Here is a 17285-nt window from a genome sequence, read left to right as displayed (position 1 = left end):
TCGCGCGGCGCGTCAGGTCGCGCTCATCCATAAGGGCATCTCGACGGTCGCGACAAGGCCCGCGCCGCCGTCATTCGATTCGAGCGTCACGCTGCCGCCCTGACGATGCGCAATCTCGCGCACGATCGGCAAGCCGAGTCCCGTGCCTTCCGCATGAGCGGACGCTCGATAGAAGCGCTCGAACACCCGTTCACGCGCTTCCGCCCTGATGCCGGGTCCGTTGTCGATCACGCGCACGATCGCCATCTCGTCGCGCCGCTGCGTCTGCACGGTCACGCGACCGCCTGCCTGCGTATAACGCAGCGCGTTGTCGACCAGATTGGTCACGAGCGCAGCCGTCAATGCTTCGTCGCCGGTCACAGACAGGCCGTCTTCCAGCTCCGCGCCCAGATCGATTTCTCGCGACTGCGCAAACGCGATCAGTTCCTCGAGCACGCCCGCGATCAGCGCGCTCAGATCGATCCGCTCGCCGGCATTGGCCGGCGCGGCCGACTCGGCCTGCGCGAGCAGCAACAGTTTGTTGGTCAGCGTGGTCAGCTTGCGGCTGCTCTTGTGCATGCCCGCGAGCGCTTCGCCAAGCGGGGCGTCGCGGCTATCGCGTTGCCGCGCGAACTGGATCTGTGCGGCCAGCAGCGCGAGCGGCGTGCGCAACTGATGCGCGGCATCGGAGATGAATTGCCGCTGGGTCGCGGCCTGCTGGCCCATTCGCGCGATGCACTGGTTGATCGCCTCGACGATCGGCCTCAACTCGACGTGCAGACGCGCGACGCGGATCGGTTCGAGTTGCGACGCATTGCGGTCCGCGACGTCGTCCTTTACCTTCATCAACGGCCGCAGTTCGAAGGTCAGGCCGAGGTAGACGAACACCATTGCAAGTACCAGCGTCAGTACTTCGCCGGACAATTGCGGTCGCAGCAGACGCCACACCATTGCGTCGCGCGAGCCTTCCGTCTTCGCGACCGCGACGATCACTTCCTCGGTATGCCCCGAATCGTAGAGCTGCCTCGCGTAAGCGACCGCACGCGCCGGGCTGCCATCGGCGAAATGCGTGGAATAAAGCGTGGGACTGTCGCTCACATGCGGCGGTAGCGGCAGGTCCGGACTGCCCGCGAGCAGACGATTGCCCTTTGCCTCGACGCGATAGAAAACCGTGTCCTGTTCCGGCGATTCGAACAGCTCCAGCGCGGCCGGCGGAATCTGGATCGACACGGAACCGTTGTCCCAGTCGATATCCTCGCCGATGATGCGCATCGACGAAAGCAGCGCATTGTCCTGCACCAGGTCAGCCGTGGTATGCGCGAAACGATATGAAATAACGACGGAAATGGATACGAATGCTGCCAGCGGCAAAAGCAGCCACCACAACAAACGTCCGCGCAAACTGCCTGAAAACACGATGTGTCGATCCTTTTGTGCTCGAAGCAACCCTCGCGGTCAGCCCGCTTTCAAGGCTTCACGTCATTGACGAACTGGTTGGTAAACGTGCGCGACAGATCGATGTGCCGCCCCTTCACCGCCGGATTGAAACTCGACAGTACCCTGAGCACGGTCGGCGGACCGTCGGCGGGCATCTTGCCGTCCGCGGTGTACATCGGCAACGAGGCCTGCAACGCGCTGATATACAGCGCCCGGTCGTTGCCGATGTCTTCTTTCGGCATCTGCGCGGCAATCTGTTCCGCGCTATGGGTGTGCATGTAGCGCAGCGTTTTCACGAATGCGCGTGCGAGTCTTGCGGCTTCGTCGGGATGCGCGTCGAGCCACGTGCTTTGCACATAGAGGCTCGACGCCGGATACGTGCCCCCGAGCGCCGCGCGCGTGCCGTCGACATTGCGCATGTCGACGAGCACTTTGGCGTCACCCGCTCTCAAGAGTTGCGTGACGGTCGGCTCGGTCGTCATACCGGCGTGAATGCGCCCTTGCCGTATTGCCGCGATGAAACTGCTGTCAGCGCCGACCGGCAGCAACGTGTATTGCGTGGACGGCACCCCTGCGCGCTGCGCGAGGTATTGGGTCAGAAAACTCGTCGACGAGCCGAGCCCGGTCACACCGAGCGTTTTGCCGCGCACGTCGGCCATGCTCTGGATCGAACCAACCGATTTCGCGGCGACCAGTTGCACTTCACCGGGCACCTGGCTGAACACGACGATCGTCTTCACTTCCTTGCCGCGCGTCTGCAGATCGATCGTGTGATCGTAGAAGCCGACCACGGCTTGAACCGCGCCGGCGAGCATTTCGTTTTCGCCTTCGATGCCGGTCGGCTGCGACAGCAGTTCGACGTCGAGCCCTTCCGCCTTGAAATAGCCGAGCTGTTCGGCAAGACGCGCCGGCAGATAAATGAGCTTGTTGGTACCGCCGACCATGATCGCGAGCTTCTCCGGCGCGGCGGCGTGCGCGGGCGTCGCGAGTCTTGCGAGCGCGCACAACGCGAGCGACGCCGCGACGGCGGCGTAGGCCGCGCGCGAGAAACGCGTCAAGGAAGGCTGCATTGCGGGTGTCTCCGTTATCTTGCTTCTGGGCGCTACACGGGTCGCCTGCCCGTGATTCTGAAGGGGCGAACCCTTCCCGATGCTTTCAGGCATGCGTGTTTGGCGCGAACCTCGGGTTTATCCCGATCACTTCGGCGTCGCGCGCGGAAACGTCACGGCGATATCCACGCCCTTGCCGCCCTCGCCCGCCTTCAGCGCGATCTCGCCGTGATGCGCGTCCGCAATTTCGCGCACGATCGCAAGACCGAGGCCCGTGCCCTCGGTATCCGTCGACGCCCGAAAGAACGGCTCGAACACGCGGCTGCGCGATTCGGCCGGAATGCCGGGACCGTTGTCGATCACGCTCACCGTCACGGTATCGGCGGTAGCGCTGACGGCAACCGTCACGTGACCGCCGCTGCCCGTATAGCGAATCGCGTTCTCGGCGAGATTCGCGATCAGCGCCTGCAACAGGCCGCGATGGCCGAGCACCGGCGCCGTGCCATGCAATTCCGCGCCGAGATCGATCTCACGCGCCTGCGCGAGCAGCGCGAGATCTTCGACGACCTCCATCGCGAGCGGCACCAGATCGACTCTTTCCATTGCAAGTTGCGAGTTGTCGGCGGCCTCGGCCTGCGCGAGCAGCAGCAGCTTGTTGGTCAGACCGACCATGGAGCGATTGCTTCGATGCATCGCGGCGAGCGCCTCGTCGAGCGCGGGATTGAGGCCCTCCTGCTGCCGCGCGAATTGCAATTGCGTGCCGAGCAACGTAAGCGGCGTGCGCAACTGATGCGCGGCATCGGCAATGAAGCGCCGCTGCGCGGCCACCTGCACGCCGAGCCGCGCGATGCACTGATTGATCGCATCGACGATGGGCCGCAATTCCGAATGCAGACGCTCGACGCGAATCGGTTCGAGCTGCATCGGATCGCGGTCGGCCACCTCGTCTTTCACCTTCATCAAGGGGCGCAATTCGAACGTGAGTCCGATGCAAACGAGGGCGACCGCCAGCGCGATCATTTCGAGCTGGCGCACGAGTTGCGGCCGCCATAGCTGTTGAGTCATCGCATCGCGCGAGCGCACGGTCTTGCCGACCGTCACGCGCACGGGGCGGGTCGCGCCGTTGTCGTACATGAGCCGCACGATGTCGACCGCGCGCACCAGTTGGCCGTGCAACTGCGTGTCGTATGAGTCCGGCACGTCGGGCGCCAGCACCGGACGTGCCGGAAGATCGGGCGTGCCCGCCAGCAGCCGCCCATCGTCGGCCCGCACGCTATAGAACACCTGGTCGCGATACGGCGACGCGAAGATCTCGAGCGCGGCGGGCGGCACATCGACGCGCAGAAAGCCGTCCCGCCATTCGACCTCGCCCGCGATCATCCGCGCCGAGGCAACCAGCTGATTGTCCTGCACGAGATTCGCGGTGCGCCGCGCGTTGTCGTACTCGGTCTTGCCGGTCACGAACACATAGAGCGCGAGCGGCACGAGCAGCCACCACAGCAGGCGTATGCGCAGGCTATTGGACATCGTTACTGGTCGTCTTCCCGCTTGCGCAGCAGATAGCCGAGCCCGCGCAGCGTGACGATCGCGGCCGAGCTGCCATCGAGCTTCTTGCGCAGACGCGAAATGTAGATCTCGACGGCATCCTCGCTCGGCTCGTCCGCGAGCGTGAAGATCGCATCGACGAGCGCGGGCTTCGTCACCGTCTTGCCGAGGCGCAGGATCAGCGCTTCGAGCACCGAGCGCTCGCGCGGCGTCACGTTCAGCGGCGCGCCCTTCAGCGTGAACTGGCGCGTGTCGATGTCGAACGACAGATCACCGCACACCACCTCGCTCGCCTTCGACGGTGACTGCCGGCGAATCGCCACCTTGATGCGCGCGATCAACTCTCGCACTTCGAACGGTTTCACCAGATAGTCGTCGGCGCCGGCGCCGAGCAGTTCGACCTTCTCGTCGATCGAGCCGCTCGCGGTGAGGATCAGCACCGGCGTCGCGTCTCCACGCTGACGCAGCCGGCGCAGCACGCTCTTACCCGAGAGTTTCGGCAGATTCAGGTCGAGCAGGATCACGTCATAGTGGTTGGTACGCAGCAGGCGGTCGGCTTCGTCGCCGTCCTGTACGGCGTCGAGCGCGAAGGCTTCCTGCTCCAGCATCTTCGCGAGCCAGTGCGCAAGCGTGGGGTTGTCTTCGATCAGCAGCAGCTTCATGGCGGCAACGGCAAAAGTCAGGTCGTCGATTGTGCCTTAAAACAAAGGGTCTGCGCGCGTGCTGCGTGATTTGCCGCATACGCACGGCGCCTGCCGCGAGCGCAGCGGCAATACGCGCGCGGTTTCGGCGCACCGTCGGCGCACCGTCGGGTTAACACCCATGTTTTACGCCAAACCCCGAAAGCTGGCAGAAGGTTTCGCGTTTCTATAATCGCCGCCATCCACCCAGAAAAGCGCCGCCATGCCTCGGCCGCGGCGATCACACTTTAGGAGACTGTCTCATGCGTACCTTGCGCCAGATTGCCGCTGTGTCAGGTGTTGCGTTCGCCCTTGCCGCCGCTTCGGCCGCCGCGCACGCCGAGAAGATCACGATCATGGTCGGTGGCGCCACCAAGATCATCTATCTGCCGGCCAAGCTCACCGAGCAGCTCGGCTATTTCAAGGATGAAGGCCTCGACGTCGAGATCCTGTCGCAACCGGCCGGCGTCGATGCGGAGAACGAACTGCTCGCGGGTGCGGTCCAGGGCGTGGTCGGCTTCTACGATCACACGATCGATCTGCAGAGCAAGGGCAAGGAAGTGCAGGCGCTCGTCATCTTCGGCCAGGTGCCGGGCGAAGTCGAAATGGTCTCGACGAAGTCGGCTGATTCGCTCAAGAGCATGGCCGACGTCAAAGGCAAGACGCTCGGCGTGACCGGCCTCGGTTCGTCGACGAGCTTCCTCACGCAGTACCTCGCGCAGCGCGCGGGCGTGCCGTCCACGCAATACACGATGTTGCCGGTCGGCGCGGACAACAGCTTTATCGCCGCGATCAAGCAAAGCCGCATCGACGCCGGCATGACCACCGAGCCGACCGTCTCGCAACTGCTGAAGACCGGCGACGCGAAGGTGCTGGTCGATATGCGCAACGTGGAAGGCACGCGCGCGGCGCTCGGCGGCACCTACCCCGCTTCGAGCTTCTACGTGCAGCGCGCCTGGGTCGAAGCGCACAAGGACGATGCCGCGAAACTCTCGCACGCATTCGCGAAGACGCTCAACTTCATCGCGACGCATAGCGCCGAGGACATCGCCGCACAGATGCCCAAGGACTACTACGGAAACAACAAGGATCTGTACGTGAGCGCGCTGAAGGCGTCGCTGCCGATGTTCACGAAGGACGGCAAGATGCCCGCCGACGGCCCGGATACGGTGCTGAAGGTGCTCTCCGCATTCAATCCGTCGGTGAAGGGCAAGCACATCGATCTCGCCAAGACCTACACCAACGACTACGTGTCGGCGCCGGTCAAGACCGCGTCGAAGTAACGCTTTTTTATATTCACAGAACTGCGAGGCAACCGCCGATGAATCAACCTATGTCACGCGAGACGCCAGCGATCGAGATGCGCAACGTTTCGTGCCGTTTCATTTCCCCGGACGGCAAGGCCACGATTGCGCTGCGCGACTTCAGCATGTCGGTGGCACGCGGCGAATTCGTCGCGGTGGTCGGCCCGACCGGCTGCGGCAAGTCCACCACGCTCAGCATGATCACCGGCCTGCTGAAGCCGACGACCGGCGAAGTGCGCGTGATGGGCGCGCCCGTGGACGGCATCGATCCGCGCATCGGCTTCGTGTTCCAGGCCGACGCGGTGTTCCCGTGGCGCTCGGTGCTCGACAACGTCGCGGCCGGTCCGCTCTATCGCGGCCGCTCGAAGTCGGCCGCCTACGACGAAGCGAACGAATGGCTGCGCCGCGTGGGCCTCGAGAAGTTCGGCAAGCACTATCCGCATCAATTGTCCGGGGGCATGCGCAAGCGCGTCGCGCTTGCGCAGACCTTCATCAACAAGCCGGAAATCCTGTTGATGGACGAGCCGTTCTCGGCGCTCGACATGCAAACGCGCACGCTGATGCAGGACGAACTGCTGCAATTGTGGGGCGGCGTCGGCTCGGTCGTGTTCGTCACGCACGATCTCGAAGAAGCGATCGCGCTCGCCGACCGCGTGTTCGTGCTGACCGCACGGCCCGCCACGCTGAAGAAAGTCTACGAAATCGATCTGCCGCGACCGCGCGTCACGTCGGAGATCCGCTACGACCCGCGTTTCATCGAAATTTCGCGCGATATCTGGCACGACCTGCGCGAAGAAGTGCAGATCGGTTAATCAAGGAACGGCAAACATGTCTACACCCTCTCAACAGATGATGCCTTCGGGCATCGACCCCGCGTCGCTCGCTCACGTCGAGCGTATCGCGCAGAAGAAGATCCGCCAGCGCCAGGTCCTCGTGATTTCGCTGCGCATTCTCGTGCTCGTGGCCGTGCTCGGCGGCTGGGAACTGTCCGCGCGCCAGAAGTGGATCGACCCGTTCTTTTTCTCGATGCCGAGCGCGATCTTCGAACAGATCGTCGACTGGTTCGTGAACGGCACTTCGCAAGGGCCGCTGCTCACGCAGGTATGGGTCACACTCGAGGAAACGGGGCTGGGCTTCATCATCGGTTCGGTCGCGGGCATCTTCTGCGGCATCGTGCTGGGCCGCAACAAGCTGCTCTCCGACGTGTTCAGCCTCTACATCAAGATCGCCAACTCGATTCCGCGCGTCGTGCTCGGCTCGGTGTTCGTGATTGCGCTCGGGCTCGGCATGGCGTCGAAAGTCGCGCTCGCTGTCGTGATGGTGTTCTTCGTCGTGTTCGCCAACGCGTTCCAGGGCGTGCGCGAAGCGGACCGTTACATGATCGCCAATGCGCAGATTCTCGGCGCGTCGCGCCGCCAGGTGACCACCTCGGTCGTGATTCCGTCCGCGCTGAGCTGGATTCTCGCAAGCCTGCACGTGAGCTTCGGCTTCGCGCTGGTCGGCGCGGTGGTCGGCGAGTTTCTCGGCTCGAAGCAGGGTATCGGCTTGCTGATCTCCACCGCGCAGGGCGCGTTCAATGCGAGCGGCGTGTTCGCGGCGATGATCGTGCTCGCGGTGGTCGCGCTCGCCGCCGACTATCTGTTGACCGCCGTGGAGAATCGTTTGCTGAAGTGGCGGCCGAGTTCGGTTTAAGCCACGGCAACACGAGTCACCCTACAGAAGTTCGCTTCACGAATGCCGCTCAGTCTTCCGGACTGAGCGGCATTTTTTATGGTTCTTATATGAACGCGCCCCGTCTTGCCAGGTAAACGCCAGGGTCAAGCTTGACAAGGGGTTGGTTGCAGACTTATATCCGGCCTCATCGTGCAGGCCATGCCTGCGGGCCCTGATGGAATTCGCCAGGAACGCCCTCATCTTCGCGACGTGCTCGAAGCACCAGAACCAAAGCAGGCTTGCGCTCTTGCGGTCCAACCTGTCACGCCATCATCAGTACGCTTACCATCGCAACCTGCTGAGGAGCATTCGTCGCGCCAGATCAGTGGCCGCGCATCAGAGGAGCCGGGCCTGGAGCTACGCCGGCTTCATTGACGCGTGGTCCTTTTCAAATTCAGTTCCGTGCGCCAGTAGCGCCCAGGCAGTGCGAACCATTTTGTTCGCTATCGCCACTGCTGCGACGTTTGCTGGTCGTCTCTGACGCAGATGCTCGCACCAGAGTCCCTTTTCTTTCGATCGGAATAGCACGGTGCGCGCTCCGTGAATCAACAAGGTGCGCAGGTATACATCGCCGCGCTTGCTAATGCCTCCGAGTCGGACCTTACCCCCTGTTCCGGTTTGGCGTGGTACCAGGCCGAGGAAGGCGGCCAGTTCCCGTCCCGACTTGAAGGCTTTGGCGTCTCCAACTGTAGCAACCAGCGCAGTTGCCGTGAGCATGCCAATGCCTGGGATGGCGGCGATCGTTTGACAGTCCGCCTAGCGCTTCTGGCAGTCAGTCAATTGCCGCTCCAGACCAGCAATCTGCTTGTCCAGGTCATCGATGCGACTGAGTTGGTCGAGCATTGGGTTAAACAGACAGCCGGGCACCACTTCTTCGACCTGGTCAAGATGCTGCCGGATTTCCGCCAGGCCAGCTCTGCGCCCGGACTTGAAATGTGTGCCGTACTCATACAGCAAGCCGCGTAGTTGATTGACTTGCATGGTGCGCATTTTGACCAATAGTGCGCGCATACGATGTAGCGACAGGACCGCCTGCTGATCCTCGGTCTTGGGTTCCACCGTTCGCATGGCTGGTTGCTGCGCCGCAGTCCAGATCGCTCGCGCGTCAGCAGCGTCCGTCTTGTTGGTCTGGACAAATGGGCGCACGAACCTGGCATGCAGTAACTTGACCTCGTGGCCCAGCGACGCGATTCGGCGAGCCCACCAGTGAGCGCTGCCGCAGGCCTCCAGTGCCACCTGACCCGGCTTGCGCTGGCTGAGGAATTCGATAAGTGCCTGTTTCCCAAAGCGCCGGCTCCCAATCTCGCCGGTCTCGCCGTCCACCCAGTACAAGTGGAATACGTACTTTGCGATGTCAAGGCCGTATGTCGTAACATTCATTTCGGGTCCCTCCGTTCCTCTAGTGGTGGCGACACCTACCACTCTGGCACATCGATGCCGTTCGGTTCGGGAGGGACCCCATCAGATTCATGATGGCCACAGCCTTCCCGCCCGACGGTTCCGGGCGAGGCGCGTTCATACCATCTTTGCGGATTCATGTCCTCATTGCGCCAGGCACGCGCTGGATTGAAAATCCGAGCCCACGCGTCTTTTTGAAAAACCACCGCTCGAACAATGAGGCATCCGTTGCGACCGGCTGTCGCATACAGCATGCTCATAAACAACTTATAGTTGATCCGTCTGGGGCGGCCCTTTCCTCGCAGTCCAATCCCGGTCGGCAAGCACGATCTCGCGGCGGTGTCCGGCCTTGCCGCATTGCGTCCCGACGTGCCGCTGACGGAGATTCGGCGCTCCTATCAGCTTCGTCGGTTCCTGGTTGCACCATCAAAAAGAGGTAACTGTGAAATACATCAACCGCATCGCAGCGTCTGCAACGCTCGTGGTAGTCGCTTTCGGTCTCGCAACGTTCGCCCAGATCAAGTTCTTTCCGAAGACCGCCGACGACAACCCGGTCGCACGTATCGTCCTCAACATCGGGTCCTGGACCGGCTAGTGCCCCGACGCGGCTGCGCGCGGACTGGTTGAGCCGTGATTCCTGGAAACCCAGCGCCGCAAGCATGACGAAGCGCTTATAAACCTGTTTTCCCGAAAGATCATCGAGCTTCGAGAGCGTGGGGGACTTTGGCCCGGTGACGACCAGCTCGCGCACAGGCTTGCGATCGCGCGTGCGCGGCCTTTGTCGACAAAATCGAGCGTCCGACTGTAGGGAATAAGAAACCGGATCGCGCGGCGGTAAGCGGTCGTTTGTTGTCTCATCCCCCCCAACACCGTGTTGCCTTGCTTCGTGCCGACTCCTACATTGTGAAAGTATCCGCGGGACGTTCGTCGACACGCCGCTTACGTGAATAGTTGGGCATGGGCAGGCGAAAATGGACCGATCGGCACCCTCGCGTCGTTCGAGGACAATTCAGAAATACCAATGCGTCTTCGCGCGTTTTGAGATCGAGACCGTACGCCGTTACGGAGGCAAAACATGTGTCCTGTAATCGTCGATGTCGCAGAAGAAAGGCGCCTGAACGACGCGCGTACCGCGCAAGTACCCTGGAAGAAGTGGGGGCCGTACCTCAGCGAGCGACAGTGGGGCACGGTCCGCGAAGACTACAGCGAAGACGGCAACGCCTGGAACTATTTCACCCATGATCATTCCCGCTCGCGCGCCTACAGATGGGGGGAGGACGGGCTCGGTGGACTGTGCGACGATCAGCAGCGGTTGTGCTTTGCGCTTGCACTATGGAACGAGCGCGACGCGATTCTCAAGGAACGCCTCTTCGGCCTGACCAATAGCGAGGGCAATCATGGTGAAGACGTGAAGGAATATTACTTTTACGTCGACAGCACGCCCACGCACTCGTACATGAAGTATCTGTACAAGTATCCGCAGCGGGAATATCCGTACCGGGATCTGGTCGAGACCAACCGGAAACGATCGCGGGACGAACTCGAGTACGAATTGCTCGATACCGGCGTCTTTGATGACGACCGGTATTTCGACGTGTTCGTCGAGTATGCGAAGGCAGGTCCGGAAGACATCTTTCTGCACATCCGTGTGCACAACCGCGCACGGGAAGGGGCACGGCTACGGGTCCTGCCGACTTTATGGTTTCGCAATACCTGGTCGTGGGGCTACGACGATCGCAGGCCATTGCTATGTGAAGCGGGCCCGGGCGTCATTCACGCGACGCATCATGAGCTGGGTGACTACTGGCTCTATTGCGACGGCGCAACAGAACTGCTATTCACGGAAAACGAAAGCAACGCACAGCGTCTGTGGAATCACCCCAACGCGTCACCCTATGTGAAGGACGCGTTCCACGCGTACGTCATTGCGGGGCAGCGCGAGGCTGTGAATCCCGCCAGGACGGGAACCAAGGCGGCGGCCCATTACGTGTGCGACGTACCAGGCGGCGGCAGCGCGACCATCCGGTTGCGCCTGACGGCAGTCAAGCAGGGCAATGTCTTCGACGACTTCGAGAACACCTTCAATGAGCGCATCGCCGATGCGGACGCGTTCTACGACCGCATTACCCCAAAGTCGCTGACCGAAGACCAGCGCCAGGTGCACCGTCAGGCTCTGGCAGGCATGCTGTGGGGCAAGCAGTACTACTACTTCGATCTCGAGCGGTGGCTGCGCGAGCACCGGAGCCATCCATTGCTCGAAGCCACCCGGCATGATGTGCGCAATATCGAGTGGTTTCACATGTTGAATGCCGACGTGATCTCCATGCCTGACAAGTGGGAGTATCCGTGGTACGCGGCCTGGGATCTCGCCTTTCATACGGTCGCCCTGGCGCTCGTCGATTTCGATTTTGCCAAGGAGCAGTTGCTGCTGATGCTGCGCATCCTGTATGTCCACCCGAGCGGCCAGATCCCGGCCTACGAGTGGAACTTCAGCGACGTCAATCCGCCCGTGCATGCGGCCGCCACGCTCTGGCTCTACAAGTATGAGAAAGCGCTGGGACGCGCTGACCCGCGCTTTCTCGAACGCTCGTTTCAGGGGCTGTTGCTCAATTTCAACTGGTGGGTGAACCGTAAGGACCCTTCAGGTCGCAACGTCTTCGCCGGTGGCTTTCTGGGGCTGGACAACATCGGTGTATTCGATCGCAGCGCGCAGCTTCCGACCGGCGGATCCCTTGAGCAGGCGGACGGAACAGCATGGATGGCGTTTTATTGCCAGACCATGCTGGAGATGGCAGTCATTCTGACTGAGTACGACCCGATGTACGAGGAGATCGCCTTCAAGTTCGTCCAGCACTTCATGTGGATTGCCTATGCGATGGACCGGCGTGGCGAACATCCGGACGATATGTGGGACGAGCAGGACGGATTTTTCTATGATCTGCTGCGGCTCCCTGACGGCCAGACCATGCGCCTGAAGGTGAGGTCGATGGTGGGGTTGTTGCCGCTGTGCGCGTCGACGGTTTTCGAAGCCGTTAGCGTCTCGCGCTGTCCGAGACTGCTGGAGCTGATTGCGCAATTTCGGAACCGTTACCCGGAGCTGGTTGAGCATGTGGCCCCGAGCGATGCCGGCTTCATCGGCCATCGGGAACGCAGGCTCCTGTCGATCCTGAACAGGCACAAACTCGAGCGCGTGCTCGGATACCTGCTTGACGAGAACGAATTCCTTGGGCCGCACGGCATTCGTTCGCTCTCTCGCTATCATCTCGCCCATCCGTACGTGCTCAATGTCGGTGGGCTGGACTACAAGGTGCAGTACCTGCCCGCTGAATCGAATACCGGGATGTTCGGCGGAAACTCCAACTGGCGCGGTCCGGTGTGGATGCCGGTGAATCTGCTGATTGTCAGGGCGCTGATGAATCTCTACGGCTTTTTCGGTGATGAGTTCAAGGTTCAATGCCCGACGGGGTCGGGGCCGCGCATGACGCTGTTTGAGGTGGCGCAGGAGATCGTGCGCCGCCTGACCGGTACGTTTCTGCGCAACGCCGACGGCAGGCGCCCTGTCTACGGCGGGACGGACAAGTTCCAGGACGATCCGCATTGGCGTGACCTGATCCTTTTCTACGAGTATTTCCACGGCGATAACGGTGCGGGACTTGGTGCCAGTCACCAGACCGGCTGGACGGGTCTCGTCGCACCTCTGCTGGACCTGTTCGGGCGGATCGACGCTCAAACCGTCCTGGAAAGCGACCGCTGGCGCGTCATGGCGGGCGTCGCCGGGCAACGACTGGGCGAGGAACAGCGGGACGCGATGTGAGGGACGAAAATGTTCCTGAAAGTGTATTCGCCGGAACTCGATCTGACAGGTAGTCGGACAGCCGGCTTCGTTTGCTGAGCATGCGCACGCAATTTCAGAAGCTCAGGACGACGTCATCACTTGAGGCTATTCAGGTCCAATGCGTCGGCGATCGCCTGCAGGCCAGCGTCGTTCGGATGCAGGTTATCGCCACTGTTAAAAGCCGGCAGGAAGGAGGCTGGGTCAGTGGGATCGCTCACGGCGCGAGCCTGGTCCAGCACGGCATCGCAGCCGTTCGATGGGCTCAGCACAAACGCGTTGACCGCTTCGCGTGTAGTTTCGATCGCGGGTGTCCAGAACTGTGTGCCGCGAAACGGCGTCAGCGTGGAGCAGACAATCTTGACGGCGGCCCCATGCGCGCGGGCGATCAACTGCTGAAACGCGGCGATCAGATCCTGCGCGCTGGATGGTGTGTTGGAGTTGAGGTTGTTCACGCCATCGTCGGACACGATGATCCACTTCACTCCCGGCTGGGCCAACGCGTCTCGATCGAAGCGATTGAGGCCCGCTTGGCCCCCGCCATCGGTGAAAAAGTTATTGCCACTGATTCCCTCGTTCAGTACACCGACCGCCATGCCTGCATCGGACAGGCGCACGGCAAGATCGTTCGGCCAGCGGCGATTAGCGTTGCTGGTGGATGCGCCCCCGTCAGTGATCGACGCGCCGAATGCCACCACCGCGCCCGTTGCCTGAGCGTTTTGGACGTCGACGTTCGTCAAGAAATAATATGCCTGACCGGCAGGGTTAGTGGTGAAGCCGGTGAAGCTCGGATCGGTACCGATGTTGCCCGGCGCGACATAGACGTCCTGTAGCGAGCCGTCGTGGCCCGTCGACTGCGGCGACGTTTGGCCGGGCAGATACAGGCTGACGGCAATATCTGCGAGTGGCGGCACGTTGAACGGAACAGGGTCGCTTGCGATTGACGCTCCTGCGGGCAGCGTCACACTTTGTTGGCCTGCGAACGTCACCGTTGTGGTGCTGCTGGCGACAGTAGCGGGACCGCTGTCACGCAGGGCAACATTAACGTTGCCGATCACGACTGGCTGGCTCCCGTAAAGGTTCGACAACTGCACACGCACGGCAGACCCGCCAATGCTGGTGTGCACGATCTGCCGCACGGTCTCGTTGTTGAAGCCCGGTGAATTAGTGACCCATGGTGCGACAGCCCAGGTACCGATCCACGGGATCGATGCCGTGCCATCGGACGCTCCGCCAGAACCGCTCCCCGATGTTGCGGCGGATCCACTCGCCGGTGTTGCGCCGGAACCACTCGCCGGTGTTGCGGCGGAACCACTCGCCGGTGTTGCGCCGGAGCCACTCGCCGGTGTTGCGCCAGAACCACTTGCCGGTGTTGCGCCGGAACCACTTGCCGGTGTTGCGCCGGAACCACTCGCCGGTGTTGCGCCGGAACCACTCGGCGATGTGCCGTCGGAGCCCGCACCCCCACTCGCGCCGGCTCCGCCCGCGCCGCCGCCACCACCACAGGAAAGACAGACCGCCGAGAGAAGCGCGATCAGCGCGTGTCGAGACCACGCGCTAGTACTATCAGCCACTACTTGCAATCGGTGCATAGTGCCTCTCAAAGCGGTCGGCCGAGCACAAGAACGTCAACCTGTACACGAACGAACACTTCGATGCAAGACGCATTTTGTGGACTCGCGAGTCTTCTTACGTCCGACAATTGCCGATGAACGCGCCCGCTGCGGATCAGCTTGCGGACGTCCATTGCCGGGCAAAACCGAAGTTCTCATGTCGGTTTGAGAGAAAGGTCAAACGGCAGAACATGGCCCGACTACAGCCTGTCCTCAAGCGGTCTCCCGGGAAATTCTCGAAGAACCATTTTTGGTTTACGCGCGTCCTGTTTCCCGCCATCAAACTGTTTGCGCCAATACGTTGGCCGCCGCGCAACACTTCTTTCTTTCAATCCGCCCACCCGAAGCCAACAGCCGGCTACCAGCCACTGCCAGCCGCAATGGCACGCTCGATGCATACCCACCGCGCAAGTCAGGCGACTGCCTGCATCGATCGCAGATCGAAGGGAAGCGAGGTGAGTCATGTCGAGTGCACCGATTCAACGTCGGTCAACGAATGGGTACAGCGGCCCGTTCACGCGCGGCAATGCCGCGAATCGCCACCATCCTCGTCATGCGAGCGGATTCGTGCCGTTCGGGTGGCACGCCGCCGGTGTGATCGGCCGTGGACCGAAACAGCTGTGGCCGTACGTTTTGCCCTGGCTGTTCGCGATCCTGACGTTCGTCTTCATCTGTCTCGTCGTGAAGGGCGTGCTGACGCGTCAATTGCTGGTGCCGCCGGTCGAGACACCGCGAACGCTGACCGAACGTGGCTATACGTCGAATTTTCTCGCCGAGCGAATCATGTCGGCGATGAAGGATATCGGACAGGATGCCGAATCGATTCCGCACGACGCGATGCCCGGCAACGACGCGCAGCCGGACATCCAGATTCCCGGGCCGGAGATATCGTATGCAACGACGGTGCGCTTCATCAAAGGCGTCCTCAATCGCAACGATGTCGCTGTGCACGTCGGCATCACCAAGACGAATGACAGCGCCGATTCATACATCGCGCACGTGCAGATAGAAAACGGTCCGTTCAATGCCCGGCAAAGCACGGTGCCATTCGAAGGGCGCGACCTCGATAGGTTCGTGCGCGACATTGCAGTCATGGCGATGCGCCTCGCCGAACCGAACATCCTTGCCAGTCATCTGTTCACGCAGGTGCAAAAGACCAGATGCAAGTACGCGCAATGCGACTATCGCGAGATCGTCGGAATCTATGACGAAGTCCTTGCGCTGCCCGCATCCGAGCAAGCTGAATGGGCGCTCGCGGGAAAGGCATGGTTGCTCGCCACTCAGCGGCGGTCGAAGGAAGCCGAGCAGCAGACCCGCGAAGCCCTGACCCAATACAGGCATTCGGCGGTGCTGCATGCGAGTCTCGGTATTGCGCTCGAGCAGCAGAACCGCATTGACGAAGCACTGAAGGAACTGCGGACCGGCGCGAGCGAAACCTCGCACACCGGAGAAAACCTGAGACTGCTCGGCGATGTGTTGTTGCATGCGAATCACGATCGCGAAGCACTCGACGCGTTCAGAAAAGCCGACGACATGAAGCCCAATACCGTCAACACGCTGCACGACTGGGGCGAAGCGCTCGTCAAAACCGGCCACGACGACGCGGCGATCGACAAGCTCTCGCGCGCCGTCGCCTTGCGTCCCGATCGCGCACCGTCCTATGTGGAATGGGGGCACGCGCTTGAACACAAAGGCGATCTGCGCGAAGCCGCGCGCAAATACGCACGGGCGTTGCAGCTCGACGCCAGCACGCTGAAGCCGCGCGAAATCGATCTCGCGCGCTCGGCGAGCGCATCGCCTGACAACGACGACGCCCTGACATCGAGGCCTGACCCTCACGTCAGACCCGTTTCGAATCCAATGGTGTGGTATCTGCTTCGGGCATCGCTCGCTACGGAACGCGACGCTGGAGGACATGCGATGCAGACGGCGTGAGCCGGGCGCAAGGCAGCCAATCTTCTCCTGGGAGCAGCATGATGGACTGGACCAAGGTAGCGGCGAACATTGGCAGCACCGCCCCGCTTCTCGCCGGGCTCGTGGGGGGTCCTGTCGGCCTCGGCGCGACGGCTGCCGCCGCGATCATCTCGCACGCGCTCGGCACGCCGAGCGATCCGGCCTTCGTGGAACCTGCGTTGAACGACCCCGGCGCGCTCGAAAAGATCCGCCAGGCCGAAAGCGCGAACTCGCTGCAACTGCAGCAGTTGATAATGATGGCCGCGCTGTCGAGCCTCGCGCACGATAGCGACATGGCCGGCCTCGCCACGAACGAAATCTCCAACGCGCGCTCGATGGGCGTCGCCAATCGCGACTGGGTTCCGAAGGTGCTCGCGATGGCGGTCACCACCGGCTTCTTCGGCATTCTGCTGCTGATGGCGTTCCAGCCTCTGCCGGGCACCAACAAGGATCTGGTCAATGTGATCGTCGGCGCGTTGGGGACTGCGTGGATCATCATCATCGGCTATTTCTTCGGCACGTTGGTCGGCTCGATGCGCAAGACCGATCTTCTCGCGAAGCCAGGCGTGCCGATCACGCCGGATAGCGCGTCGACATTGCGCGAACCGGCGCCGCAGTCGGGATCGCCGGCACCGGCGGCGGCCGCGCCGGCGGGCGACGCGTTCCAGCAGTTCGCACCGGGTGCGCAAGGTCCGATCTTCTCGGGCGGTAGCTGAGCCGATGCTGCGTCAACATGCACGCGACCCGCCGCGCTAACCGGCGCGTGCATGTCCGCTTCCAGG

General features: G+C 62.1%; 13 protein-coding genes and 1 pseudogene. 7 read left to right on the top strand and 7 right to left on the bottom strand.

Annotation, left to right across the window (positions count from 1 at the left end):
* Positions 1–12: 12 nt before the first annotated feature.
* The 4 genes from L0U81_RS17620 to L0U81_RS17605 all read right to left on the bottom strand — a co-directional run bounded on the left by L0U81_RS17620 (position 13) and on the right by L0U81_RS17605 (position 4672).
* Positions 13–1395 carry a sensor histidine kinase gene (locus L0U81_RS17620; protein ID WP_233804828.1) on the bottom strand — a complete coding sequence of 461 codons (1383 nt, stop codon included), beginning with the start codon at positions 1393–1395 and terminating at the stop codon, positions 13–15.
* Between the two features lie 50 nt (positions 1396–1445).
* Positions 1446–2486: an ABC transporter substrate-binding protein gene (locus tag L0U81_RS17615; protein ID WP_233804827.1), complete on the bottom strand. Its 1041-nt coding sequence runs from the start codon at positions 2484–2486 to the stop codon at positions 1446–1448.
* Between the two features lie 126 nt (positions 2487–2612).
* Complete coding sequence (locus tag L0U81_RS17610; RefSeq protein WP_233804826.1) at positions 2613–3992, bottom strand: sensor histidine kinase; 1380 nt, start codon at positions 3990–3992, stop codon at positions 2613–2615.
* 2 nt (positions 3993–3994) lie between these two features.
* The gene (locus L0U81_RS17605; protein WP_230561616.1) at positions 3995–4672 is read right to left on the bottom strand and encodes a response regulator; all 678 of its coding nucleotides are present in this window, start codon (positions 4670–4672) and stop codon (positions 3995–3997) included.
* Positions 4673–4953: 281 nt separating this feature from the next.
* Here L0U81_RS17605 and L0U81_RS17600 point away from each other — a divergent pair, with 281 nt between their 5' ends.
* Genes L0U81_RS17600 through L0U81_RS17590 form a run of 3 tightly spaced genes read left to right on the top strand, consistent with a single transcriptional unit; the run spans position 4954 to position 7686 of the window.
* Positions 4954–5973, top strand: coding sequence for an ABC transporter substrate-binding protein (locus tag L0U81_RS17600; RefSeq protein ID WP_233804825.1), 1020 nt, complete (start codon positions 4954–4956; stop codon positions 5971–5973).
* A gap of 38 nt (positions 5974–6011) precedes the next feature.
* Positions 6012–6806 (top strand): ABC transporter ATP-binding protein, encoded by a 795-nt coding sequence (locus L0U81_RS17595; RefSeq protein ID WP_233804824.1) that lies wholly within the window; start codon positions 6012–6014, stop codon positions 6804–6806.
* Positions 6807–6822: 16 nt separating this feature from the next.
* Complete coding sequence (locus L0U81_RS17590; RefSeq protein WP_233804823.1) at positions 6823–7686, top strand: ABC transporter permease; 864 nt, start codon at positions 6823–6825, stop codon at positions 7684–7686.
* A gap of 378 nt (positions 7687–8064) precedes the next feature.
* Here L0U81_RS17590 and L0U81_RS17585 read toward each other — a convergent pair.
* Positions 8065–9087: pseudogene (locus L0U81_RS17585) on the bottom strand (IS110 family transposase).
* Between the two features lie 460 nt (positions 9088–9547).
* Between L0U81_RS17585 and L0U81_RS17580 the strand changes: the two are divergent.
* On the top strand, positions 9548–9700 hold the full coding sequence (locus L0U81_RS17580) for a hypothetical protein (RefSeq protein WP_233807970.1): 153 nt from the start codon (positions 9548–9550) through the stop codon (positions 9698–9700).
* A 480-nt stretch (positions 9701–10180) separates the two neighbouring features.
* Entirely contained in the window at positions 10181–12919 is a 2739-nt protein-coding gene (locus L0U81_RS17575) for an MGH1-like glycoside hydrolase domain-containing protein (protein WP_233804822.1), read from the top strand.
* A gap of 116 nt (positions 12920–13035) precedes the next feature.
* Here L0U81_RS17575 and L0U81_RS17570 read toward each other — a convergent pair whose 3' ends face one another.
* Both L0U81_RS17570 and L0U81_RS17565 read right to left on the bottom strand, forming a co-directional pair.
* Positions 13036–14076 (bottom strand): SGNH/GDSL hydrolase family protein, encoded by a 1041-nt coding sequence (locus tag L0U81_RS17570; RefSeq protein ID WP_233804821.1) that lies wholly within the window; start codon positions 14074–14076, stop codon positions 13036–13038.
* Between the two features lie 25 nt (positions 14077–14101).
* Positions 14102–14491 (bottom strand): hypothetical protein, encoded by a 390-nt coding sequence (locus L0U81_RS17565; protein WP_233804820.1) that lies wholly within the window; start codon positions 14489–14491, stop codon positions 14102–14104.
* Between the two features lie 521 nt (positions 14492–15012).
* Between L0U81_RS17565 and L0U81_RS17560 the strand changes: the two genes are divergently transcribed.
* Both L0U81_RS17560 and L0U81_RS17555 read left to right on the top strand, forming a co-directional pair.
* Positions 15013–16485: a tetratricopeptide repeat protein gene (locus L0U81_RS17560; RefSeq protein ID WP_233804819.1), complete on the top strand. Its 1473-nt coding sequence runs from the start codon at positions 15013–15015 to the stop codon at positions 16483–16485.
* 41 nt (positions 16486–16526) lie between these two features.
* Positions 16527–17219 carry a hypothetical protein gene (locus L0U81_RS17555; RefSeq protein WP_233807806.1) on the top strand — a complete coding sequence of 231 codons (693 nt, stop codon included), beginning with the start codon at positions 16527–16529 and terminating at the stop codon, positions 17217–17219.
* The last annotated feature ends 66 nt before the right edge of the window (positions 17220–17285 follow it).

The organism is Paraburkholderia sp. HP33-1, from assembly GCF_021390595.1.
Taxonomy (GTDB): Bacteria; Pseudomonadota; Gammaproteobacteria; order Burkholderiales; family Burkholderiaceae; genus Paraburkholderia.
The sequence above is the reverse complement of the archived record's forward strand: the minus strand, read 5'-3'. Positions and strand labels throughout refer to the sequence as shown.